Source organism: Saccharopolyspora sp. ASAGF58 (genome assembly GCF_012277335.1).
Taxonomy (GTDB): Bacteria; Actinomycetota; Actinomycetes; order Mycobacteriales; family Pseudonocardiaceae; genus Saccharopolyspora; species Saccharopolyspora hattusasensis.
Map to the genome: position 1 here is coordinate 2,248,725 of NZ_CP040605.1, position 23,190 is coordinate 2,271,914.

Sequence of the window (23,190 nt, forward strand, 5' to 3'; positions counted from 1 at the left end):
AATAATTCGGCCCGCGCTGGACGGCGAGAAATTCCGGCCATGTCGTTGGGCCACCGAGTTGGCGCGAAAAAAGGACTCGAACGGATGGTCATCGACGTGTTCGACGATGAACGGCAGGGTGTCTTCTGGATCGTCGGCATGGGCCTGGTCGTGAGGCATGCCACCACCCTTCGCCCCGGTGCGGTGTACGCCGGGCAATCGATACCGTCCCTGTGCGGGGTTTCGATGAAGGTTCCGCAGCCCACCCCGAGCGGCCGCATGCCGAACTCGAAGCCGATCACCGACAAATGCCCGGAATGCTCGAGGGAAGCGACCGAGGCGAATTTCGTGGAAACGACCTGGGACTTCTGACCCCGGCAGGCGGCGGAAAATCGATCGCCACGGAGCCGAGGCGCGCACTACCGTTGAACGCGCCATGACTCCGAACAGTGCCAGTTCGCTCCGATTCCTGTGGTCCCTGCTGGTGCAGCGGCCGGGCCTGCTAACGCTCGCGACGATTTCCGGCGCGTCGTGGATGCTGCCGACCGCCCTGATGCCGCTGGTCGTCGGCCAGGCGATCGACACCGGGATCCGCGGCGCCGACGGCGGCGCGCTGCTGCGCTGGGTGCTGGTCGTGCTGGCGCTCGGCGTCACGCTGATGGTCGCCGCCGGCGTGCTGAACTGGGCGGCGCACACGCTCTGGCTGCACGGCACGGCGGGCGCCCAGCGGATCGCGTTGAACCACGTGGTGGGCCTCGGCGGCACGCTGACCCGCAAGGTGCGGGCCGGTGAGGTGGTCACGGTCGGTGCGTCGGACATCTTCCGCGTCGGCGGGCTGTTCGAGGTGATCGGCCGGGCGACCGGGTCGCTGGTTTCCTTCGCGGTCGCCGCGATCATGGTGCTGTGGATTTCGCCCGTAATGGGCGTCGTCGTGTTGATCGGCGTGCCGCTGGCGACCGTGGGCATCGGGCCTCTGCTGAACCCGCTGCGCCGCCGCAACGAGGCGCAACGGGAGCAGTTGGCGCAGGTCAGCGCCCAGGCGTCGGACATCGTGTCGGGCCTGCGGATCCTGCGCGGCGTCGGCGGCGAGTCCCGCTTTCACGTGCGGTTCGTCGACGCCTCCCGGCGGGTCCGGGACGCCGGGATCGCCGCCGGGCGGCTCGAGGCACTGCTGGCCGGTGCGGAGATCCTGCTGCCCGGCCTGGTCACGGTGCTGGTGACCTGGCTCGGCGCGCGGCTGGCGCTGGACGGCACCATCAGCGTCGGCGAGCTGGTCGCGTTCTACGGCGTGTCGGCGTTCCTGGTGATCCCGGTCCGCACCGCCACCGAGGCGGCCTACGCGTTGTCGGCCGGGCAAGTCGCGGCTGAACACATTCGTGCACTGTTGCGGCTGGAGCCCGAACCACCGCCGCCGAGGCACCCGAAGTCGCTGCCGCCGGGCCCGCTGGACCTGTTCGACGAAGCGACCGGGCTGCGGATCCCGGCGGGCGAGCTGACCGTGATCGACGCTGGCGAGCAGGCGGAAGCACTCGCCGAGCGCCTGGCCGCCGAGGCGATCGCCGGCGGCGTGCCGCTGTGCGAGGTCGATTGGGACGAGGCGCGCCATCGAATCGTGTTGGCGCACAACCAGGACCTGCTGTTCGCCGGACCGGCGCGGGCCGAACTTGACCTGGAGTCCGATGTGGATGTCGACAGCGCGTTGCATGCGGCCGATGCGCACGACGTGATGTCCGCGCTGCCGGCCGACGGGCTGCTGGACGAGCGCGCCCGCTCGCTGTCCGGCGGCCAGCGCCAGCGCTTGTTGCTCGCCCGCGCGTTGTGCGCGGACGCCGACGTGCTGATCCTCGACGAGCCGACCTCGGCGGTCGACGCGCACACCGAGGCGCGGATCGCCGAGCGGGTCAGCGAATTCCGCCGGGGCCGCACCACGGTGGTACTCAGCCAAAGTCCACTCTGGACAGCCGTGGCGGATCAGGTGAGGCGCGCGGGGGTCGGCGCATGACGACGAAGCTCCCGCTGGCGGACGGGACGGCGGTTCGCCGCTGGGTCTGGCGAACCCTCCTGGTGCACCGACGCCGGTTCGCCGTGATGATGCTGCTGTTCGGCCTGGCGACGCTGGTCGGACTGATCGGCCCACAGGTCCTCGGCGACCTCGTCGACTCGGTGATCACCGGCACCACCACCGGGCACATCGACCTGCTCGCCGCGGCATTCCTGGTGGTCCTCGTGACGCAGGCGCTGCTGGCGCGCTCGGCCCGGCTGCGCGCGACGATGCTCGGCGAGCACCTGCTGGCGGAATCGCGCGAGAGCATGGTCGGCCACGCGCTGCGGCTGCCGCTGGGCACCGTCGAGGCGGCCGGCACCGGCGACCTGCTCAGCCGTGCCACCACGGACGTCGACCGGCTCGACTACACGATCCGCAACGCCGCGCCCGAGATCACCACCGCGCTGATCACGATCGTGCTGACCGGCGGCGCGATGATCGTCACCTCACCGCTGCTCGCCTGCGGGATGCTGGTCGCCGTGCCGCTGATGGTCCTCAGCACGCGGTGGTACCTGCCGCGATCACTGCCGAACTTCCAGCAGATCGCGGAGTCCTGGTCGGAAGTCCAGTCGAGCACGCACGAATCCGTCGAGGGCGCGCGGACCATCGCCGCCCTACGGCTGGCCGGGCGCCGCACCGCGCGCAACGAGCAGGTGCTGGGCCGGGCCCTGGAAGCCGAGAAGCGGCACCGGTTTCTGCTCACCGCGTGGCTGCCGTTCCTGGAGCTGTCGTACGTGCTGCCGATCGGCGCGATCCTGCTGATCGGCGGCTGGGCGTACCAATCCGGGTTCGCCGAGCTCGGCACCATCATCACCGTCGTGCTCTACGCCCAGGCGATGTCGAACCCGTTCGACGAGCTGTTCATGTGGCTCGAAGAGCTGCAGACCGGGCACACGGCGCTGCAGCGCATCCTCGGTGTCCGCGAGGTCCCGGCGGCCGACGACGGCGACTCCCCACGGCGCAACGGCGAGACGACTGGCCGCGACCTGTCGATCCGCGGCGCGCGCTTCTCCTACCGGCAGGACCGGGAGGTGCTGCACGGCGTCGACCTCACGGTGCCTGCCGGGCAGCGGCTTGTCATCGTCGGTCCGTCCGGGGCCGGGAAGTCCACGCTCGGCCGGTTGATCGCCGGGATCAGCCGCCCGGACTCCGGGTCGGTCGCCTTCGGCGGCACCGAGATCACCGAGCTGCCCGCCGAGCAGCTGCGCCGCGAAGTGGTGCTGCTGACCCAGGAACAGCACGTGTTCGCCTGCACGCTGCGGGACAACCTCACCCTGCCGGACGGCGAGGCGTCCGACGACCAGCTGACCGACGCGCTCAAGACGGTCGGGCTGCTGGACTGGGTGGAAGCGCTCCCGGACGGGCTCGACACCGTCCTGGGCGCCGGCGGTCACGCGGTTCCGGCAGCCCGCGCGCAGCAGCTCGCGCTGGCCCGGGTGCTGCTGGCCGACCCGCACACCGTCGTCCTCGACGAAGCGACGTCACTGCTGGACAACACCACTTCACGGGAACTGGAGCGGGCGCTTTCGACGCTGCTTGCCGGGCGCACGGTGATCGCGATCGCGCACCGCCTGCACACCGCGCGCAACGCCGACCAGGTGGCCGTGATGGCGGAAGGACGCATCGTCGAGCTCGGCAGCCACGCGGAACTGCTCGCCGCCGACGGTTCGTACGCGCGGCTGTACCAGGTGGCTCAAAGAAGGTTCTGAAAGGGGTTTCCGCAACGGTGCGGGTAGCGGAACCTCAGACGCCGTCAAGACGGCGTCCTACGCAATTTCCGTCCTGCGGCAACCCTCGACTGTCCGGTGTGGACAACAGAAGTAAAAAATCGTCTCATGCACAGTGAGCACAAGTGTGCCGTTGCGGTGGCGGTGCGGGGGTATGTCGGCGTCGGGCGTCGGTGCTGCTGAGGTATGACGGTGCCCCGCACCTGTGGTGCGGGGCACCGTACTGGTGGCGGGGTCGCGACTAGGATCGGCTTCTCGTTTGTTCCCATTGAAACCAGTGCGAGAACCTGCCGCATCCGACTCGATACCTGGCAGCAAACAGACATCTGGCCCGCTATCGAACGCGTCCTCCAAAACAGCGACCACATCCGCCAACTACGCACCGAAGCCAACGCCACCCCGGCATGAACCGCCGCGTCGTGCATGGGGGTATCCGTTCCGGGTTCCCGACTGAAACGCTCTGATCAGGCGTTACAAGGAACCGCGGAATCTGATCCGGTTGGAACTACCCCCTGTGGGTACCAGCCTTGGCGTGATCAGGACGTAGACACGACAGATCGGTCGGGGTGACGGCGATGTCCCCCGACCGGTCTGGTTTCTCCGTGATGACGGTTCGGCTACCGTGACCGCTGTGATTGATGTTCGCCACACCGCGCACGACGACGTGGTAGAACGCGCCGAACACGCCCTTTCCGTCCGGCTTGATCGGACCTCTGTCGTGTATGGGGAGTCCGGCGCGTCTGAGGGCTACCGCACCACGGCCGGCACATGGGTGCGCCTTGAGCGCCGCAACCGCGAACGTGCTGGCGGGCAAGCGTGGATCGGCCTCGAAGAATCCGCCACCATTCCCGGTGTCCGTAAGCCCTCGTGGTTCCAGTCGGCGACGTGGGACGACAAAGCGCGGGGGGTGGTGTGGCGTGCAGATGAGGTGCAGCTCGTCACCGCCCCGACGGTCAGTAGTCTCGATACCGCCCTGACCCTGCCGGATTCGTGGTGGGCTGGCCTGTCGTCATCGCTTGATCAGCTCGCCGCGTACTCGACCACGCGCATCGGCATGAGTCAGCAGCACGTGACCCGCCGCATTACCGAGGTTTTCGGCGACGGTGCGGATACCACGGTGGACGAGTGGAGCACGGCCCACACGGATGTTCACTGGGACAACGTGACCACGGACGGATATCTGATCGATTGGGAGGATTGGGGCCGTGCGCCACGTGGACTTGACGCGGCATGTTTGTGGCAGGCGTCATTGCCGGTCCCGGAGCTGGCCGAACGGGTCCGGCAGGTATTCGCCGCCGATCTGGATACGCGTTCGGGGAAGCTGGCCATGCTGCTACAGGCGGCAAACGCGGTAAGGGCCGCTGCCCGGCTCGGCGGGCCGACACCATTGTCGGGGCCTGCGCGGGCAGCGGCCGATCAGCTACTTGCCGAGCTGTAGAAACCCGGCAGCCAGCTCAGGCGTCAACTCGGCGCAGACACCCTCGTCTACGAGCATGCGCGCGATGGCGTCGGCAGGAACGCCGGTTTCGGCCGTGACCTGCTCGATGTTGACCGGGTTACCGGACAGCAGCGTGCGAACAACCGATTCGGCTTTCGCCGCGAACACAAGTTCTTTGCCGACTGCCCACACCGTCACGTCGTCCGGGCCGGTGATGATGTGCGGCGGAAAATCAGTCAGGCACACCACGTCGGTCAACTCGCCGAACACGCCCCCAGTGATGACCCGACGTCGCGGCGGTCGCTCGGTCTCACGCGCCAACAGGTACGCATCTTGCGGGCAGCGGGCGATGAGTTGCGGCACCAGTTCCGCTAGCGTGTCGGTGTTGCCGTCGCGGTCCAGATCAAGCCGGAACGCCTCGTCCTGGCGGGACCGGTCAGCAATCCATGACAGCCAGTCCACCCCGGTTCGCTTCACAAATCCGAACGTGGCGTGAAGCGAGTAACCGGCTCGGTCGTCTGCTCGGTCGGTGCGAGTCGCCCGGTGCCAGTAGCCGCGTGGAATGTGAAGCACGTCCCCGGCCCGCATCGTGCCCGCCCAGAGAACTTCGTCGGGCGGTGCGTCGGCGCGTTCAACGTCGCGGTACATCGGCGCTACCCGCGAGGGTCCGCGCACTTCCCAGGACTTTTCGCCGCCGAGCTGCACGACCACAACGTCATGGTCGTCCCAATGCAGATTGAAACCGGCCGCATTGCTGGTCGTCAGGTAGGTATTCACCTGGACCAACTCACGGGACCACCATTGCAACGCTTGGCAGGCGATTTCCATTGAATTGATCTCAGTAGGGGGTTATGCGAGTCGGCCGTGTTCGAATTGGGTGAGTACGAGTGCGGCTTTGACGATGAGGCCGATTTTGCGGGGGCTGGTGGTGAAGTGTCGTAGGACGCGCCAACGGCCGGTGAGCAGGGCGAATCCACGTTCGCCGAGGGCGCGCAGGCCGCGCAGCAGTTTGTTGTAGGTCTGGTTGTCGACGTCGAGTGGGCGGCCTTTGCTGGTTTTGGGGCGTTTGATCGGGGTGAGGACCCCGGCTCCGGCACCCTGGTAGCCGCCGTCGGCCAGGGTGGGTAGGTTGAGCTGGGAGTAAGCCCAGTACAGGGCGCCGAGGACGTGGTTTTCAGCGGCGGTGATGTCGTGGATGGACCCGGGCTCGACGTCGGAGGCCCACAGCGGGAACCCGTCCGGGTCTGTCAGTGCTTGGATGTTGCCGGCTTGTTCGCGGGTTTTCCCGGAGTACCACAGGTCGATCTCGGCGCCTTTGGCGCTGGTGGTCTTTTCGCCGAGACGGTCGGAGGAGAAGTTTTTGCCGTCCAGGATCAGATAGGCGTCGCCGTTGTCTTTGGCCCGTTGCAGGGCGTCGTGCAGATCCGGGGCCTGCGCGGCCAGTGCCTTGATGCCCTCGTCGACATACCGGTAGCCGGTGGCACGGGCGACACCGTGATCGCGAGCCAGTTTGGTGATGTCGGTATCGTCCCGGAACCACCGCAGGACCAGCACAGCCTGCCAGAACGTGGTCAACGCCCGGCGCCCCTTGCGGGTCCCTTTCCGGCGGCGTTCACCGGCCAACAGCCGGCTGAGGAAGACCACCAGTTCACGGGGAACATCGAGTTTGGCAGAATACGTGACCACGTGGGGCCCTCCCTGGTCGAAGATCCTTTCTTGGTCGAACTTCTTCTACCAGGGACCCCACGTCCCACTCTCCCCGGGCCAGCCCTACCCGATCACACACCCATTCCGGCAGGCCGCCCTCCAGAGACTTCTTACTGAGATCACCTCATTGAATTGATCTCAGTAGGGGGTTATGCGAGTCGGCCGTGTTCGAATTGGGTGAGTACGAGTGCGGCTTTGACGATGAGGCCGATTTTGCGGGGGCTGGTGGTGAAGTGTCGTAGGACGCGCCAACGGCCGGTGAGCAGGGCGAATCCACGTTCGCCGAGGGCGCGCAGGCCGCGCAGCAGTTTGTTGTAGGTCTGGTTGTCGACGTCGAGTGGGCGGCCTTTGCTGGTTTTGGGGCGTTTGATCGGGGTGAGGACCCCGGCTCCGGCACCCTGGTAGCCGCCGTCGGCCAGGGTGGGTAGGTTGAGCTGGGAGTAAGCCCAGTACAGGGCGCCGAGGACGTGGTTTTCAGCGGCGGTGATGTCGTGGATGGACCCGGGCTCGACGTCGGAGGCCCACAGCGGGAACCCGTCCGGGTCTGTCAGTGCTTGGATGTTGCCGGCTTGTTCGCGGGTTTTCCCGGAGTACCACAGGTCGATCTCGGCGCCTTTGGCGCTGGTGGTCTTTTCGCCGAGACGGTCGGAGGAGAAGTTTTTGCCGTCCAGGATCAGATAGGCGTCGCCGTTGTCTTTGGCCCGTTGCAGGGCGTCGTGCAGATCCGGGGCCTGCGCGGCCAGTGCCTTGATGCCCTCGTCGACATACCGGTAGCCGGTGGCACGGGCGACACCGTGATCGCGAGCCAGTTTGGTGATGTCGGTATCGTCCCGGAACCACCGCAGGACCAGCACAGCCTGCCAGAACGTGGTCAACGCCCGGCGCCCCTTGCGGGTCCCTTTCCGGCGGCGTTCACCGGCCAACAGCCGGCTGAGGAAGACCACCAGTTCACGGGGAACATCGAGTTTGGCAGAATACGTGACCACGTGGGGCCCTCCCTGGTCGAAGATCCTTTCTTGGTCGAACTTCTTCTACCAGGGACCCCACGTCCCACTCTCCCCGGGCCAGCCCTACCCGATCACACACCCATTCCGGCAGGCCGCCCTCCAGAGACTTCTTACTGAGATCACCTCATTGCGGGATCGAACGAATCCAGCGTATCCAGGACGAGCGTGCATCCCTCTCTGATGAAGGAGGCTATTCGGTCCATGCGTGCCATCTGCCGAGCTTGCCCTCTACGGCTTGTGACGGCGCGCGTGTACTGGTCGGGGTGCAGCTCTTCACCGTGTTGGAAGACCCTCAGTTGCGGGAATTCCAACGACCGGCGCATGATGACGTCCAACAGTCGGGTTGAAGTGAGGATCTGTTGGCACAGCTCAGGATTCGGCATCGTGCCGTAAGCGACACCAGCACCGAGCGGGCGAGAATCTTTCCATCCCAAAGCTTTTTCGATTGATGAAATAAGTGTGTGGTCCACGGATGATCATCCTTTGTTTGTGTACCAAAGAGAACGGCGGCGACAGGTAGGCGTGCGCCCTGTCGCCGCCGATCACTTGTTGCGGATCACTCCGGGATGTTCAACCCGTCGCCGCCCTGGTCGCCGTGGCCATCGCCACCACCGGACTTGGATGGGTCACCGTGCACGAGGTTCAATCGGTCCTGCACGATCGGCAGCCGTCGGACGCCGATCACCAACTCTTCCTGGTCTTCCATGAGGATTCCCTCCCTCCTGTCTCCATGCGGCTTGCGCCGCTCTTCCTTCCTTCCACCCTGGCTACGGCGTGACAGCCGCAATCCGGGTGAATCGTGGGGCCCGCTGAATCATCGACTCCGCGTAGCCGGATCACCGGTATCGAGTAACGGTCTTCCGGTGCGGGTGCCGGTCGGGGGGCGAACATGCGACACCCGCACCGGGGTCTCGACGAGCGCTGCGGGCTTGCTGAGAACAGCGCAGTGGGCAGCACAGTTCCGGCATCCGACCACGCTGACCTGAGCGTGTGACGGTGCATCGCCACCGACCACCCGCATGCCGCACAACGTCCACCCACGCCGAGCGGGGTCGCGTTCGTGGGCAGTGCGATGGTGATCGACCCAGATCAAGACGGGATCGGGGTCGGTGTCGTCGGAGAGGAACCACGCGACCGGCGTCCGGGCCTGTGGCAGAGCGATCGTGGCCCCCGGGGTCCGGACAGGGAGACCACCGATCATCGCGGCCCCTCCGCTCCTTGAAGGCGCTTCAACACGCCAGGGCACCCCGTGCACGGCACGGGGGCCGGTCCGTGTGGGTCCGCAGGCGCGAGGACACCCAGCGGCACTCCGCACAAGGACTCGAGCGCCCCGTAGAGAACGTAGTGCTCGACTCCGTTGCGGCTGACAAGCTTCCGGTAGCCGGTCACGACGGGATCACCCCGCTAATCGTGGGCCACAGACTGCTGCGTGAAACCCCGCTGCCGGCGGTTGCGGCGGACGCCTCGGTATAGGCGGTCTGCCACTCAGCGTCGTAATGGGTCCAGCGTTCGTGTTCGCGGACTTCGAGGTAAATCGGATCGGTGTGCAGGCACGTGGACTGGCTGCATCGCCACACGGTGGCACCGTCAGGGCCGAGAGTTCGACGTGGCATTACTGATCACCCCTGGCTTGTGGTCTAGGTGGCGGGGGATCGGCGTCCATGTACCCGATGCGGTGCCGATCCCCCGCCAGGCCGCGCCGGTTCGTTTGGAGGACGGGCTGGACGGGCCAATGGGAAGAAAACGCCGGAATCTTCCGGCGGCAGCCTCGCCAGCCACGCCATTGCGGCTCTACGTGATCACTCACGCACTGAGAGTGTGCAACCGGTCAGCGGCTCGAACTGACACAGAATTGACACAAAGATCAGCGTTACCCTTGGATCATGCCTCCTGCCCGGAGGGACCGGCCCCCGGACTAGGCCCCCGGGGGTCTCGGGCAGACCAGGCGCACGAACAACTCCGGGCGAGAGGACGTTCACCATGACCACCACCGGTCCCGAGCACATCGGCTCGAACATCGCTCTCCGGCGCAAGGCGAAAGGGCTCACCCAGCACGCATTCGCCGCACGGATAGGAATTTCCTCATCCATGCTGACCAAAGTGGAGCGTGGAGAACGAGAGGCAAGTCATTCCACCGTTGCCGCCGCCGCACGAGTATTGCGGTGCACGGTCGAGGACTTGACCGGTCAGCCCTATGTTGACAACAAACGCGACAAGGCCGTTCACGCCGACATCGACGTTCTTCGGGGCGTGCTTCACCGAGTGGATCTCCCCAGCGACGTCACCCCCCGCGACATCGACGCGATAGCCGCCGATGTAACCAGCATCGAGAAGCTTCGGCGAGACGCCGAGTACCGCAAGCTCGCCGCTCGGCTTCCGGCGTTGCTCGAAGAACTATTCGCGGCAGTCCTGCTGTCGCCCGACACGCAGGCACGACGCCTGCATTCGCTCTTGGTGTCGGTCTACCGGGCCACGCACGTATTGGTGCATCGGCTCGGGTTCCCGGATCTCGCCCACGCTGTTGAACACCTCTTGGCCAAAGCCGCAGCGAAAACAGGAGATCCGCTGGCCGGGGCCCTGTCCGAGTGGGTTCGGGCGCAGCATTTCCAAGACGTGGGCGAATACGGCCATGGCCTGACCCTGATGGCAGGTGCCCTTCGCGACCTGGAGTCCGAACTTCGCTCCCCGGACTCCGCAACCCTCACCGTCGCCGGAAGCCTGCACCTGCGAGCGGTGACGCTCGCTGCACGCAACAAAGACCAGGACGCGACCCGCGAGCACGTCGCAGCCGCAAGCGACCTCGCACGGTCACTGCCAACCGACGAAGTGCATTACGGGCTGGTGTTCGGCATCAGCAACATTGCTACCCACGAAACCGGGGCGTTCGTAGAGTTCCAGGACTCCACAGCGGCATTGGAGGCGGCACAGCGATGGCGTCCATCAAGGGCCATGCCCAAGCAACGACAAAGCCACCACTTCATTGACCTCGCACGGGCCTACCACATGCACGGAGACCGCAAGAACGCCTTGCGGTCCTTGCAGGAGGCTCGACGGATCGCACCGCAGCAAACCCGGTTACATCCGATGGTCCGCCAAACCGCCGCATTGCTGGTCCACGATCACCGCAGGTCAAACCCCGATCTCACCAACTTCGCCGGTTGGCTCGGACTCCCCGGATAAACACGTCGGTCCCACAGCCGCCAGTGGCCGCAGAGCGAAGAATCAACGGTGACGGCTGAACGCTTCCCGCAGGGATGTACCCAGCGAACAACCCCAGCGGCGGCGACACAACGTAACCACCGCCGCGAAGCACCACCACAGTGGAGTAGCAGAACGTGACGAATGGTTACGTTGTGTCGAATTTTAGTGATCTTGTCCGGGTTACCGACAGATGATCAAGGTCTACGCCCTAACCCATTTCAATGGAAATTGCGGCGCCCTCGCCGAGAGTCGACAGGGTGAGCACAGCCTGAGGACCCACGGCGGTGCAAGCTGAGCCAAAGCTGAGCCCCGTACGGCAAGGCGGCTACCGCCACTTATGGGAGGAGCATCTCAGCCCAGCTGAGCTCGCAGCATCCGGCGCGCCGCCGCGCGCGGATCGGGGTCGCTCTCGATCAGCGCGTTCACCACCGCGCCGTCCACGAGCGCGATCAGTTCGAGCAGCCGCTCGCGGCTGACCTCCATGCCGCTGCGGGCGAAGATCTCCGCTAGCAGCTGGTGCAGTTCGGCGCTGAGCTCGCGCATCAGCGGAGCCAGGTAGGGGCGGCGCGGCGAGCCGACCAGCCGCTCATACCGCAGCAGCACCGGCTCCGCGCCGCCGTCCCGCGACCCGGTGCCCAGCAGCAGGTCCAGCAGCAGCTCGATCACGGCTTCGGTGCTGCGGGGATGCTCGGCGAGTTCGTCGAGCCGCGCCCGGCCGGTGGCGAGCTCCTGCCTCGACTCGTACTCGACGGCGGCGGTGATCAGGTCGTCCAGGGACGAGAAGTAGTAGGTGGTGGACGCCAGCGGCAGGCCGGCGCGTTCGGCGACCGCGCGGTGCCGCACCACGTCGAAGCCGCCCTCGGCCAGCAGCTGGGCGGCAGCCACCACCAAGGCCTGCCGCCGCCGCGCACCCTTCGGAGTACTGGCCGCTGTCATGTCTGCCGATCCTAAGCGCCGCCGGGCATTGCCCGGACATTTCGGAAAGCCGGTCCCGACCTCCCGTTCTCGTGGCGAGCAGTTTGCCTGAGACTGCCCGCGAAACGTCGGGTACCCGGCCCGGAACTCGATTTCGGTCCTCGTTCGCGGCGGTGCAACCGCTTGGCCGCCGCACCGCCGCGTGGTCTCGACGCCTTCTCGCGAGGCCACCCCGTACCGGGAGGCGTTCTCGCGCCGCTTGCGCCCGGACGTCCACGAATCAGGGTGTCCGGTCAGTGGCCGACGCCGGCGAGGTTCAGGCCGATCACACCGGCGACGATCAGCACGATCGAAACCAGCTTCAACACCGAGAAGCCGTCGCCCAGCCAGACCATGCCCGCGATCGCCGTCAGCGCGGCGCCGATGCCGGTCCACACCGCGTAGGCGGGGCCCGCGGGCAGCTCGCGCATCGCGTACGCCAGGCCCGCGAAGCTCACGGCGGCCAGCACGAAGAAGGACACCGTCGGGATCAGGCGGCTGAAGCCGTGCGAGAGCTTCAGCGAGATCGCCCAACCCGCTTCGAACACTCCCGACACCATCAAAATGATCCAGGCCATCATCGCTGGTCGCCCTTCCCTCGGTCTTGCAGCGGAACCATCCACCGGAGTTTCTGGCACCAACGTACCTATAATCTGGTACGAACGTACCGTTCTGGTGATGGAAGACACCACAAACCGGACGCGCCGGGTCGCGGAACAACGTTCCCGCTGGTCACCGCGGTAGGGTCGCCTTTTGAGGCGGCGAAGCCGCTTAACCCAAGCACGCAGCTTGCACCGCCGCGGGTTCTCAGATGTCGTCTGACGAGGACGGCCCCGTGGCATTCATGAGTCGGGGATCCCGCAGTCCAGACGGCGCCTGAGGTTCCGCCACCTGCACCGCTGCGCAAACCAAGCGCAACGACCTCTTTCGCACCCGAAACCGCTCACGGGCGGTGAGCAGGCCGAACCAGTCAGTACTGGGCGGCGAGGTCGCCCGCGATCGACGCGATCCGAGCGCCGTACGGCGCAGCAGGGGAACCGGCGTCCGGGTCGCTGAGCACGACGACCAACTTGCCGCTACGCGCCTGGCGCACCGACTGCTCGGTGCCGTCCGGGCGCCGCACGTCGCCGGGCGAGGTCTGGTCCGGCGACATCGCGCCCACCGGGCCGACGATCACCGTGACGCTGCCCGTCGAAGCCCCGTCGCGCAGCGCGAACGAAGCCGTCCGCGCGCCGGACGGGCAGGGCTTGGCGGCGGCCGGAGCCGTCCCGGCCGCCTCCGGCAGCTGCCTGGCCACCGCGGCCACGAGCTGCGCGTCCGGCCCGCACCCCGAGCGGTCGCCCAGGACGACCGGCCCGTCGTCGCGCGGGGAGATCGAGGCGCTCTGCGGCACCGACTTGCCCGCGACGTTGCTGGTCTCCGACTGCCCGAACAGGCCGGTCCCCAGGCCCACGCCGCCCACCAGCACCGCTGCCGCGACGACCGTGCCCCCCACCGCCGCCATCCGGCGGCGAGCCGTGATCCGCCGCGAGGCCCGCGCCACGTCGTGCTCGTCGAACGACGACGGAGGAACGGACTGCACCGAATCGCGAAACAGCTCTTCAAGCTTGCGCTCGTCCACCTACCCGCACCTCCTCACGCCGACCGCAGGTCGCCGAGCTCGTCGCCCAGCGCTTCCCGCAACGCCGCCAGCCCCCGGGCGCACTGGCTCTTCACGGTTCCCTCGCTGCACCGCATGACCGCCGCCACCCCCGCGACGTCCAACCCCTCCAGGAATCGCAGCACCAGCACCGCGCGCTGCTTCGGCGGCACCTTCCGCAGGCCTGCGAGCAGGGTCTGCTTGGTCGCCACCGCGTTGTCGACGTCCGGCGAATCCACCGGGCGGTCCGGCAGCACCTCCGCGGCGCGCTCCCGCCGCCACGGCCGCCGGGATTCGTCGATCACCGCGCGGGTCAAGGTCCGGCGCACGTACGCGTCCAGCGCGCCCTTGTCGCGAACCTTGCGCCAATGCCGGTGCAACGCGATGAAGGCGATCTGGGCGAGATCGTCCGCGCGGTGCCAGTCACCGCACATCATGTACGCCATTCGACGCACCGCCTCCCGCCGAGCCACGAAGTACTCCGCGAACTCCTGCTCGTCGCGCTGGTCCACGCGGAACTCTCCGCTCGTTTCGTGCCTGCACCTGTAGGACGGGATCGCCGACCCCAACCGTTGCACGCCCGATGCCGTCGATCCACCCCGAGATTGATACCGCAGTCGCCGCATCCGTGTCCGCAGGGTTGTTGCCTTAACCCCGGGTGGATGTGATGTGATCTGTTCGTGACCAACATGGCACCGATCGACCTCCGCTCCGACACGGTCACGCGTCCCGACGAGCAGATGTCCGCGGCCATGGCCGCCGCGGAAGTCGGCGACGACGTGCTAGACCACGACCCGACGATGCGCGCGCTCGAGGAACGTGCCGCGCAACTGCTCGGCACCACCGCAGCGCTGTGGGTGCCGAGCGGCACGATGGGCAACCTGATCGCGCTGATGCTGCACCTGAAACGCGGCGATCGGTTCCTCGCGCCGCGCGGCTCGCACGTGCTGCACCACGAGCTCGGCTCCGCCGCCTGGCTGGCCGGCGGCATGCCGGACCCGCTGGAGTGGAGCGCTGGCCCGGGACGTCCGACGGCCGAGGCGGTGCGGGCGCAAGCCAACGTCGCCATGGGCTACGACAAGCTGAACACGACGCTGTTGTGCCTGGAGAACACGCACAACGGCGCGGGCGGCGCGGTGATCCCGCTGCACGAGCACGCCCAGCTGGCGGCGGCTGCGCGCGACAGCGGGCTGCGGGTCCACCTCGACGGCGCCCGGGTCTGGAACGCCTCGGTGGCGCTCGGCGTGCCGCCGGCCGCGCTGACCGTCGGCGTCGACACCGTGCAGGCCTGCCTGAGCAAGGGGCTCGGCGCCCCGGTCGGTTCCGTCGTCGCAGGTAGCGAGGACTTCGTCGGGGAAGCCCGCCGGGTGCGCAAGATGCTCGGCGGCGGGGTCCGGCAAGGCGGCGTGCTGGCGGCGGCCGGACTCGTCGCGCTGGACCGGATCGACGCGCTCGCCGAGGACCACGAGAACGCCCGCGCGCTCGCCGAAGGACTGGCCGAGATCGGCTGGGACGTCACCCGACCGCAGACCAACATCGTTCTTGCGGCGGTTCCCGATGTGCGGCTGACCCTGGAACGCTTGCGCGCGGCCGGGGTGCAAGCGGTGCCGATGAGCGGGCAGGTCCGGTTCGTGACGCACCGCGACGTGTCCACGGCCGACATCAAGGAAGCGCTGCACCGGATCAGCGAAGCTCGGGTCTGAGAACCTGTTCTGCACCGCGGTGCAGAACAGGTGGGCCGAGAAGGATCGAGAACGGGTACTGGGCTCCAGTCTGGAGGACGCATGGTGCGCTGGGTCGTGTTCGACTACGGCGAGGTGATCAGCCGACGCACGACGGCGCTGCCCGCGATCGCGGCGCTGCTCGACGCAGCTCAACCGGAGTTCGAGGAGGCCTACTTCGCCGAGCGCGTCGCCTACGACTGGGGCCGCCCCGACCTGGAGTACTGGCAGGCCGTGGCGGCGAGGCTGGGCAAGAGCGTCGACGCCGAACTGTCCGAGCGGCTGACCCGCGCCGACGTCGTCGGCTGGTCGGAGACCGTGCCGGAATCCGTGCAGCTGCTGGAAGACCTGCACCGGCAGGGCGTCACGATGGCGGTGCTGTCCAACGCGCCGTCGTCGTTCGGGCGAGCGGCGGAGCAGACGAACTGGGCGCGGCTGTTCAAGCACCTGATCTTCTCGGGCGACCTGCGCCTGGCAAAGCCGGACGCGGGGATCTACCGGGCCCTGCTCGAAGCGCTCGACGCCCCGGCGGAGGAGTGCCTGTTCTTCGACGACCGCCCGGAGAACGTGGACGGAGCCAGCGAAGCGGGCCTCCACGCGGAGCGCTGGCAGGGCGCGGAAGCAGCCCGAGCCACCCTCCGAACCCGCGGCGTCCTCCCTTAACCCCGAGTACCGAAGGGCTTACTAGGTCAACGGTGCCCTTCACTCATCACTTGATCGGATGAAGCGGTGCGGTGAGGGGCACCCTTGGGCGGCACAGCCGGCGGCACAGCCGCTCGAAGGCGCCCCTCACCGCGTTCCAATCGAGGGTCAGGGTTTGATCTGCTTGCGGTCCCGGGCCCAGCCGATCGCGGCGGTCGCGACGAAGAGCACGCCGCCGATCACGGCGAGCCAGAACAGCCCCTTGATGACGAAACCCGCCACCGAGATCACCAGCCACAGCAGCAACAGGCCGCCGATCACCTTCCACAACATCGCAAGCACCTCAGCTCGACCGCGCCGGATCCCGTACTGCCTCCAGCGTGCCAGATAACCGGCCCGCAGCGGCCTCCCGAAAGCCCATACCAGGGAAAACTCAGGGAACCCCGAGATCAGCCGCTCCCACCGGCCGGAACCCATGAGCGTTTCTGCGCGCCACAGCGTCTCTAGCGGGAAGCGAACGGCCCGTTCACCTCGATAGACGACACAAACAGTCAGTTCGCTCCAACCAACGTCTTCCGGAACCGCCTTTGACAGCCCCGAAGTCAGGAGGCGCTTGGGAGCCAGCGGGCCAGGCGGTCCAGGGCTTCGGCGATGTCTTCGGTGCTCCCGGCGAACGACATCCTCAGGAAGCGGTTGCCCAGCACCGGGTCGAAGTCGACACCCGGCACCACCGCGACACCGGTTTCGTCGAGCAGCCGCCCGCAGAAACCCGTCGCGTCGTCGGTGAGGTGCCCGATGTCCGCCCAGGCGTAGAACGCCCCGTCGGCCGGGGCGACCCGGGTGATGCCGAGGTCCGCGAGTCCGTTCAGCAGCAGCTCCCGATTGATCCGGTAACGCTCGACGTGCGCGCCGACCTCGGCGTAGGCGCCTTCGGAGAACGCAGCGACCGCCCCGTGCTGGGACAGCGCGGGCGGGCAGAGCGTGAAGTTCCCGGTCAGCGAGTCCACCGCGCGGCGCAGCCGTGGCGGCACCAGCATCCAGCCCAGCCGCCAGCCCGTCATGGACCAGAGCTTGGAGAACGATTGCATAGTCACCGGGTTGGCCGAGTACTCCCGCGCCGAGCGAGCGGGCTCCCCGAAGGTGATCCCGTGGTAGATCTCATCACTGATCAACTGCACGCCGTTGCGGTCGCACCACTCGACGAGACGTGCCAGCTCATCAGCGGGAATCAAGGTTCCCGTGGGATTCGCTGGACTGGCGAGGATCAAGCCCTGTACCGGTTGCTTCAGCACCTCCAGCATCTCTACCGTTGGCTGAAACCGGGTCGTCTCATCGCAGGGCAGCTCCACGACCTCGCAGCCCAGGGCCGACAGGATGTTGCGATACGCGGGGTAGCCCGGACGCGCCAAAGCCACCCGGTCCCCCGCGTCGAACGCGGCCAGGAATGCGAGCAGGAAGCCACCGGATGCCCCGGTGGTCACCACGACTTCGCCGCGACCAACCGAGAGTCCATAGGTGCTGCTGTAGTGCTCCGCGATCGCGTCTCGTAGCTCTGGTAACCCAAGTTGTTCGGTGTAGCCGAGAGAGTGTCGGTCGAGTGCGACTGCTGCGGCTTCACGGACCGCCTTCGGCGCAGGCGTCGACGGCTGCCCCGCAGCCAGCGAAACCACATCACCGTGAATCCGTTGCCGGGCGGCTGCGGCCGTAAGTACCTCCATGACCTGGAACGGCGGAATGTTGGCGCGTTGGGCTGCCACAAGCGCATAGGGCTTCACCATGTGAGCCAGCGTGCCAGAAGAGATAGCCCGATCGGGGATCAAGTGACCGACTCAGTGCCGGTGACACCGTACTCGGGACCGAACGAGTTCACCGGGACCACAGATTTCGCGCCTGCCCCTCTTTAGTAGGTGAAGGAACTAAGGGTTTCCGGCTGGCGAGTGCGCCGCGTCCGCTCCTGCGTTGAGCGCACCCCAGCCGGTTCTAACTTCCGTCCCTCGCCCATAGCAGGGACGAGCCGCGCCCCGGTCCCGAGGGCTGCTCTCACATATCGGGCTCAAACTTGCGCCCCGTCTCTGTGTCCACGTCCAGGGGCGGGGTGCCAACCAACCACAGCCGAGGAGGCAAGCGTGCTGTTCGAGCTGAGCCTATTCGGCCACCAGGTCTGTCGGTCTACGTCGGCCGGCTCCCGGAGAACGGCATCGAGTACGTGAGCAACGCGTCCCTCGATACCGAGTTGGTGGAGGACAGCGACGAAGGCATGCCGTTCGGGTTCGCCCCGCCGATCGAGTCGAGGCGTGGTTGATTGTGGCGAGAAGGGCACTGTCTGTTTGCCCCACCCCGGGGTGTCCTGAACTGACTGTCGGGGGTCGGTGCACGGGTTGTAAGAAAACAGCCAGCACGAAGAGGAAGCCCCACCGCAAGGCTTGGGACGACACGAAGTGGCGCAAGGTTTCTGCGCGCTATCGTGGTCTCCACGTTTACGGCGGGAAGATCATCCGCCCGTCGGGCGTGGCCGTCTTCACGGACACGACTGCCTGATGGCTCAGGTTGTCGGGCCGAACGGCGTCGTGACCTACGTCCCCGACGAGATCGCTCGATCTCTCGTCGGGGACGGTGGCCGAGGTTACGAATACGCGCCCGAACCGCAGGCCACCGAGCCCGCGCCGAAAGAGGCTTCCACCCCCAAGAAGACCCCAACCCGACGACCCCGGACGAAGTCCACGGGCACCCAGTAGGAGGTGACCCCGATGTCTCTTGCGCCCCTGGCGACGGTGGCCGATCTGGAGGCCCAATGGCCGCCATCACGACGAAACCCCCTTCCAGCTTCCGGGCCGGGAGGGGGCTTTTTTCGTTTCTGAACTACTTCCCGAGCACGGGCACAAGTTCCTTCAGCAGGTATGCGCCACACCAGCGCGACTCCGTGTCGTTGTCGAGTAGTGCCTCCTTGGTCAACGCCTTGGCGAGCTTCCGCGCGTCGGGAGCGGTCGCCGGTTCCCGCACGACTTGCTTCGAGATCTCCCAGTCCCATTGCGTGAGCTTCGAGACCTCGGAGACCAGGCTCAGGAACTTGACCTTCTTGTCGCTCTCCAGAACGTCGATGATCAGCGCCGTGTCTTGTGCCTTGTTGAGCTTCGCGAGCACGGCCAAGGCGTTTGCGCGCAGCGTCGACGTGTGTCCGGTACGGACCCACACCCGCATATGCTCGATGCCGGGCTCGGTGAGCTTCGCCGCCAGGAAGAAGTCAACCGTACGGCTACTCGGCGCGGTAGCGAGTACTCCGGGGTCGCCGTTGTCAATCGACCTGGCCAGTTCGGTCAACGTGGGCCGGTCAGCGGTCATGACTCGCGGGTGCGTGATGTCGCGACGACGAAGCATGTCGTCTCCAATCGGGCCGAGTTGCTTCTCGTACCCCCTCACGATATCTACCGTGGCGGGCCTTCGTCCTGCCTCGATGTTGCTCAGGTGCGACTTCGAGACGTACAGCTCTCGCGCCATCGCCGTGAGGCTGACCCCAGCCTCCTTGCGCGCCTGCCGCAGTGTCGAACCTACCTCCCCGTTTGAAAACACCTGAAAACCTCAACGTCTTCCGCGAACGATCAGTAATCGCAAGACTACTTCGTGGGTGGCCCCTTCGGGAGAAAACCCGAAATTCCCCCGGCCCCGGTGGGGCTGCCCTTCCGTCCGACTGGAGGTGCCGTAACCCCGTGCTGGCTTTCTGCGACGACCGGTAGCTAACCGACCGTTCCCCTGAAGTGCTTCGAAAACGACCGGTAGGCAACCGACCGTCTACTGAAAGCTGCCCCGAACCTCGCGGGCAACTACGGCGCATAAGGAGGTAGTGCTCATATTGTTCAGAACATGACGAAGCAGCCCATTACTCGCTACTACAACTTCGGCGTCACGTTCCGGTGGATCAAAGGCGAATCCCACATCGCCGTGAAACGTGGCTACGTCTGCGAGGGTCGCGCGTTCGTCGTCATCCAGCAATCGCCGTACGAGGTCATGGACAGGCCGGACGAGGACCCCCAGAACGACAAGGAGACCTGGGTAACGACCATCCCCGTTAATCCCGCCCAGTGGGGAAAAGACCGATACTTCGTCAACACTGCACGCGAGTGGGCTTTTAACAACCCCAGTTTGGTCGATCTCAGGAAACGCACCGACACATAAGGAGATAATGCATTGTCGTGCGACCACACCTACCAGCCCGATGGAGATGGGATCTGGGTCTGCACCCAGTGCGGCAAGCGCATGTAGCTGCTGACACTTGTTTTTGGTGCGGGGTCGCCGGGGGAATGCAGAAAACCTGACCGAGAGCCCCTCTCGACGAGATCGGGAGGGGCTCTCCGAAGGAGCTCGCCGAACATGAGAACCAGTGCGCAGGGAGGAAACCGAAGTGAGTGCGCCCACGCTCGGAGCTCGGCTCGCAATCGCCTGGGTCGATCACACAGGGGTTGTCCATGAACGCAGGCCGGGCCGACGGCATGAGACGTACTGCGAACTAAGCGCGGGGGTCTCGAACAAGGCCCCCAGCCCCCGCGCGTGTCGGGACTGCATCCGTGCCCGGCTCGACGAGGATTGATCGCCACAGGGAACCCCTCCATCTCCGGCCAGGCTTGGCGTCCTACTCGAACAGGAGCGGGTCGTCCGTCCCTGTGACGAGGAGCTCCGCGCATGTCGAACGTGAGCCGGTCCTCCCACGCTTTCGAGCCCTTCCGCCCCGGTGCCAACTCGACGCGCACGCCCGCCGAGATGAGCGTGTTCCGCTTCCCCTTGGTCCCGTCGCTTGCCCAACGCTGCGCGTACGTTTCGCCCGTGATTCGTTCCTCGACGGTGGTCTCCGTCGGCCTGGATTCGAGATCCTTCAGTCGTCTCTGGAGCGCCCCTACGGCTGTGGCGAACTCCTCGGGGGCATCATCGTAGAGCCCTTTCCGGCCGTGCTCGCGTAGACGAGAGAGCTGCGCCTTGAGATCCGCGATCTCGGCTCGGTGGTCTTCTCCGGCGGTATCGATCCGCTCGATGAGCATCATCCGCCCGACGGCCCGCAGGAACTTCTTCTCGACCCACGGTTCCAGGAGGTCCGCGTACAGAGCCGGTCCCGGGCAGTCCACGCCTTTCCGCCTCGAGATGCACCCGTACCGTTTCCTCGAGCGCCCGTCCCTGTTGTCAGTCCCCGTGATGTACAGCTTCCCGCCGCAGTGCCCACAGAACGCGACGTCCCAGGAGCGCCTTCCGTCCCTTCTGGCGCTGGTTCGGGTCCTTACGGGAGGCCAGCTCCGCCTGAAGGTCTCGCCACGTCTCCCGGTCGACCAGCGGCGGGCCGTACTGGACCGGCTGACCGTCGGGGCCGAGGACGGGAACGCCCTTGTGTCGGACGGCCCCGAGCATCCCCTCAGATCGGAGGAGACGCATCGCGTTCGTGGTCTGCCACCGTCGACTGTCGTAGTCCCCGGTCCCCTCCTTCGCCCGAGCTTGCGGTGTCGGGATGCCGCGTTCGTTGAAGTCCCGGACGACGGCCCTGAGCTGCTGAGAACTCCCACGCAGAGTGCAGCGGATCCCCGTAGCTGAGGCCGTGGTAGATCTCGTCGCTGATCAGCTGCACGCCGTTGGTCTCGCACCACCGCGCGAGCCCGGCCAGCTCGAACATGCCCCCAGCCTGCCAGGTGCCCGGTCGGCCCCGGCCACCTGGCCGCCCCTCGCTGTCCTCCGGTTGTGAGGTGCAGATGTCGAGTAACCACGTTCACGACCAGGAGGCCTGCGGGGACAACACCCCCGCACCCGGGCTATCTCGCGAGGACAGCCCCGACGCGACGTATTGGACATACCGAGTACTGGACATACCGCGCGTCGGGGATCCCGGAGCCGAGAAGGCCTCGGGAGTCCGCCGCCGGCACCGCCATGCAAAACGGGCCTGGAAACAGGTGCCCGTCAGTAGCCCTGGTAGCCGCCGCCCTGGGACATGGACTTCAGGCCCGGGTGCCCTTCGAAGCCGCCGTAGCGGTCGAAGGTGTAGCGGACCCCGGCGATGATGTTGTCCACCGGATTCCAGATGTCGTCGTGCCCGGGGAGCTTGTGCGCCTGGAACGTCGGGTCGATGCACTGCATCAGGCCCTTCGACGGCGTTCCCTTCGCGGCGTTGGAGTCCCAGTCGTTGATCGCGTGCGGGTTGCCGCCCGACTCCTTCTGGATGATCGTCCAGATCTCGTCGATGTTGTCCTCGGTGACCGGGATGCCGTTGGCCTGCAGGATCTTGATGGCCTCCCGGATCCACTGCTCGACGTTGCCGGGCGGCGGACCGCTGCTGGGCGGGCCACCGCTGGGCCCGAGGCCACCGTCGCCACCGCCACCGGAGCCGCCTGAGCCGCCGGATTCACCACCGCCCCCGCCACCACCGGCACCACCAGAACCGCCGGAGCCACCGGACGAGCTCGACTCGCCGCCGGGCGTGGCGGACTGCTGGTTGGTCTGCGACGGCGAGGTCATGTCCCAGTCGACCTGCCGACCCGGGGTCGGCGTGAACGGTTGCTCGCCCGCCTTCGGTAACGAGGACAACGCTCCGGTGAGCCCTGCCGCGGCGCCGCGCAACTCGCCCAGCGCGGCGCCGAGCTTCGAGTTCGCCTCGTCGATCTTGCCGGTGGCCTCCTGGGCATGGTCTTGCATGGCCTTCCTGATGGCCTCGTCGCGCCGTCCCGCCGCCTCCTCCTTGGCGGCCTGGTCGGTCGTTCCGGCGATCTCTTTCTGGTAGGCGTCCTCGGCGCGCCGCGCATCGGCCAGCGCCCGCTCGCCGATCGCGTTGGCCTGGTCTTTGGCGGACCGCACCGCCTCCGCCGCTCGGTCCAGCACGTCGGCCGAGCTCTGCAACGCCTCGCGGGCCTTGTCGAACCCGCCGGTCATCTTGCCCATGTAGGCGACGAAGGCGTCCGCAGAGGCACCCTCCCACGCCCCGTCGAGACTGCGCACCGACTGGTCTAGATCCCGCCCGTGGTCGCCGGTCTTACCGGCCGCCTCGCGCCAGCGGTTGCCGATCGCGCGGATGTCCTCCGGCCTGCTGTCCTCGATCTTGCGAAGCTGCTCGGCGAGCTCGCCCCCACCGGGCTTGCTCGCCACCTCTCCCGAAATCCCCATCTGGTC

24 protein-coding genes are annotated in these 23,190 nt (G+C 66.9%); 9 read left to right on the forward strand and 15 right to left on the reverse strand.

The annotated features are described in order from the left end of the window. Positions 1–84 precede the first annotated feature (84 nt). The 4 genes from FDZ84_RS10595 to FDZ84_RS10610 all read left to right on the forward strand — a co-directional run bounded on the left by FDZ84_RS10595 (position 85) and on the right by FDZ84_RS10610 (position 5,188). A complete protein-coding gene (locus tag FDZ84_RS10595) occupies positions 85–351 on the forward strand; it encodes a hypothetical protein (protein WP_210435501.1) in 267 nt (88 codons plus the stop codon). 64 nt (positions 352–415) lie between these two features. Then, complete coding sequence (locus FDZ84_RS10600; protein ID WP_168585759.1) at positions 416–1,981, forward strand: ABC transporter ATP-binding protein; 1,566 nt, start codon at positions 416–418, stop codon at positions 1,979–1,981. Beyond that, positions 1,978–3,732: an ABC transporter ATP-binding protein gene (locus FDZ84_RS10605; protein WP_168585760.1), complete on the forward strand. Its 1,755-nt coding sequence runs from the start codon at positions 1,978–1,980 to the stop codon at positions 3,730–3,732. Before FDZ84_RS10600 ends, FDZ84_RS10605 begins: the two co-directional genes overlap by 4 nt. 649 nt (positions 3,733–4,381) lie before the next feature. Continuing rightward, positions 4,382–5,188 carry a hypothetical protein gene (locus FDZ84_RS10610; RefSeq protein ID WP_168589953.1) on the forward strand — a complete coding sequence of 269 codons (807 nt, stop codon included), beginning with the start codon at positions 4,382–4,384 and terminating at the stop codon, positions 5,186–5,188. Here the strand turns inward: FDZ84_RS10610 and FDZ84_RS10615 are convergent. The 5 genes from FDZ84_RS10615 to FDZ84_RS10635 all read right to left on the reverse strand — a co-directional run bounded on the left by FDZ84_RS10615 (position 5,171) and on the right by FDZ84_RS10635 (position 8,608). Then, positions 5,171–5,965, reverse strand: coding sequence for a cupin domain-containing protein (locus FDZ84_RS10615; protein ID WP_246868921.1), 795 nt, complete (start codon positions 5,963–5,965; stop codon positions 5,171–5,173). The two genes, FDZ84_RS10610 and FDZ84_RS10615, sit on opposite strands and share 18 nt — an antisense overlap. A 72-nt stretch (positions 5,966–6,037) precedes the next feature. Beyond that, a complete protein-coding gene (locus FDZ84_RS10620) occupies positions 6,038–6,874 on the reverse strand; it encodes a transposase family protein (RefSeq protein WP_168584616.1) in 837 nt (278 codons plus the stop codon). Positions 6,875–7,044: 170 nt separating this feature from the next. Beyond that, a complete protein-coding gene (locus tag FDZ84_RS10625) occupies positions 7,045–7,881 on the reverse strand; it encodes a transposase family protein (protein WP_168584616.1) in 837 nt (278 codons plus the stop codon). A 140-nt stretch (positions 7,882–8,021) separates the two neighbouring features. Further along, positions 8,022–8,372 carry a hypothetical protein gene (locus FDZ84_RS10630; protein WP_168585762.1) on the reverse strand — a complete coding sequence of 117 codons (351 nt, stop codon included), beginning with the start codon at positions 8,370–8,372 and terminating at the stop codon, positions 8,022–8,024. A gap of 86 nt (positions 8,373–8,458) precedes the next feature. After that, on the reverse strand, positions 8,459–8,608 hold the full coding sequence (locus FDZ84_RS10635; protein ID WP_168585763.1) for a hypothetical protein: 150 nt from the start codon (positions 8,606–8,608) through the stop codon (positions 8,459–8,461). A 1,274-nt stretch (positions 8,609–9,882) separates the two neighbouring features. On the opposite strand from FDZ84_RS10635, the gene FDZ84_RS10640 reads away from it, so the two are divergent. Then, entirely contained in the window at positions 9,883–11,082 is a 1,200-nt protein-coding gene (locus FDZ84_RS10640; protein WP_168585764.1) for a helix-turn-helix domain-containing protein, read from the forward strand. Positions 11,083–11,454: 372 nt separating this feature from the next. Here FDZ84_RS10640 and FDZ84_RS10645 read toward each other — a convergent pair whose 3' ends face one another. From FDZ84_RS10645 to FDZ84_RS10660, 4 genes are all read right to left on the reverse strand, one after another. Beyond that, the gene (locus FDZ84_RS10645; RefSeq protein WP_168585765.1) at positions 11,455–12,039 is read right to left on the reverse strand and encodes a TetR/AcrR family transcriptional regulator; all 585 of its coding nucleotides are present in this window, start codon (positions 12,037–12,039) and stop codon (positions 11,455–11,457) included. A gap of 272 nt (positions 12,040–12,311) precedes the next feature. After that, a complete protein-coding gene (locus FDZ84_RS10650; RefSeq protein WP_168589954.1) occupies positions 12,312–12,635 on the reverse strand; it encodes a multidrug efflux SMR transporter in 324 nt (107 codons plus the stop codon). Positions 12,636–13,027: 392 nt separating this feature from the next. Then, positions 13,028–13,678: a hypothetical protein gene (locus tag FDZ84_RS10655; RefSeq protein ID WP_168585766.1), complete on the reverse strand. Its 651-nt coding sequence runs from the start codon at positions 13,676–13,678 to the stop codon at positions 13,028–13,030. Positions 13,679–13,692: 14 nt separating this feature from the next. Continuing rightward, positions 13,693–14,208 carry a SigE family RNA polymerase sigma factor gene (locus tag FDZ84_RS10660; RefSeq protein ID WP_168585767.1) on the reverse strand — a complete coding sequence of 172 codons (516 nt, stop codon included), beginning with the start codon at positions 14,206–14,208 and terminating at the stop codon, positions 13,693–13,695. 177 nt (positions 14,209–14,385) lie between these two features. Here FDZ84_RS10660 and FDZ84_RS10665 point away from each other — a divergent pair, with 177 nt between their 5' ends. Together FDZ84_RS10665 and FDZ84_RS10670 are read left to right on the forward strand one after the other, a co-directional pair. Next, positions 14,386–15,399 (forward strand): low specificity L-threonine aldolase, encoded by a 1,014-nt coding sequence (locus FDZ84_RS10665; protein ID WP_371812830.1) that lies wholly within the window; start codon positions 14,386–14,388, stop codon positions 15,397–15,399. An 81-nt stretch (positions 15,400–15,480) separates the two neighbouring features. Further along, the gene (locus FDZ84_RS10670) at positions 15,481–16,080 is read left to right on the forward strand and encodes an HAD family phosphatase (RefSeq protein WP_168585769.1); all 600 of its coding nucleotides are present in this window, start codon (positions 15,481–15,483) and stop codon (positions 16,078–16,080) included. Between the two features lie 147 nt (positions 16,081–16,227). Here FDZ84_RS10670 and FDZ84_RS10675 read toward each other — a convergent pair whose 3' ends face one another. Beyond that, positions 16,228–16,392 (reverse strand): hypothetical protein, encoded by a 165-nt coding sequence (locus FDZ84_RS10675; RefSeq protein WP_010312751.1) that lies wholly within the window; start codon positions 16,390–16,392, stop codon positions 16,228–16,230. A 269-nt stretch (positions 16,393–16,661) separates the two neighbouring features. Next, positions 16,662–17,837, reverse strand: a complete 1,176-nt coding sequence (locus FDZ84_RS10680; RefSeq protein ID WP_168585770.1) for a pyridoxal phosphate-dependent aminotransferase — start codon at positions 17,835–17,837, stop codon at positions 16,662–16,664. A 759-nt stretch (positions 17,838–18,596) separates the two neighbouring features. On the opposite strand from FDZ84_RS10680, the gene FDZ84_RS10685 reads away from it, so the two are divergent. Beyond that, a complete protein-coding gene (locus FDZ84_RS10685) occupies positions 18,597–18,794 on the forward strand; it encodes a hypothetical protein (protein WP_168585771.1) in 198 nt (65 codons plus the stop codon). A gap of 124 nt (positions 18,795–18,918) precedes the next feature. Here FDZ84_RS10685 and FDZ84_RS10690 read toward each other — a convergent pair whose 3' ends face one another. After that, complete coding sequence (locus tag FDZ84_RS10690; protein WP_168585772.1) at positions 18,919–19,626, reverse strand: helix-turn-helix domain-containing protein; 708 nt, start codon at positions 19,624–19,626, stop codon at positions 18,919–18,921. 291 nt (positions 19,627–19,917) lie between these two features. Here FDZ84_RS10690 and FDZ84_RS10695 point away from each other — a divergent pair, with 291 nt between their 5' ends. Further along, positions 19,918–20,229, forward strand: coding sequence for a hypothetical protein (locus FDZ84_RS10695; protein ID WP_168585773.1), 312 nt, complete (start codon positions 19,918–19,920; stop codon positions 20,227–20,229). A gap of 29 nt (positions 20,230–20,258) precedes the next feature. Here FDZ84_RS10695 and FDZ84_RS40600 read toward each other — a convergent pair whose 3' ends face one another. From FDZ84_RS40600 to FDZ84_RS10710, 3 genes are all read right to left on the reverse strand, one after another. Next, positions 20,259–21,245 carry a hypothetical protein gene (locus FDZ84_RS40600; RefSeq protein ID WP_371812881.1) on the reverse strand — a complete coding sequence of 329 codons (987 nt, stop codon included), beginning with the start codon at positions 21,243–21,245 and terminating at the stop codon, positions 20,259–20,261. Further along, positions 21,226–21,615, reverse strand: coding sequence for a recombinase family protein (locus FDZ84_RS38740; RefSeq protein ID WP_371812882.1), 390 nt, complete (start codon positions 21,613–21,615; stop codon positions 21,226–21,228). Before FDZ84_RS38740 ends, FDZ84_RS40600 begins: the two co-directional genes overlap by 20 nt. Positions 21,616–21,987: 372 nt before the next feature. After that, positions 21,988–23,184 (reverse strand): WXG100 family type VII secretion target, encoded by a 1,197-nt coding sequence (locus FDZ84_RS10710; RefSeq protein WP_168585775.1) that lies wholly within the window; start codon positions 23,182–23,184, stop codon positions 21,988–21,990. Positions 23,185–23,190 lie beyond the last annotated feature (6 nt).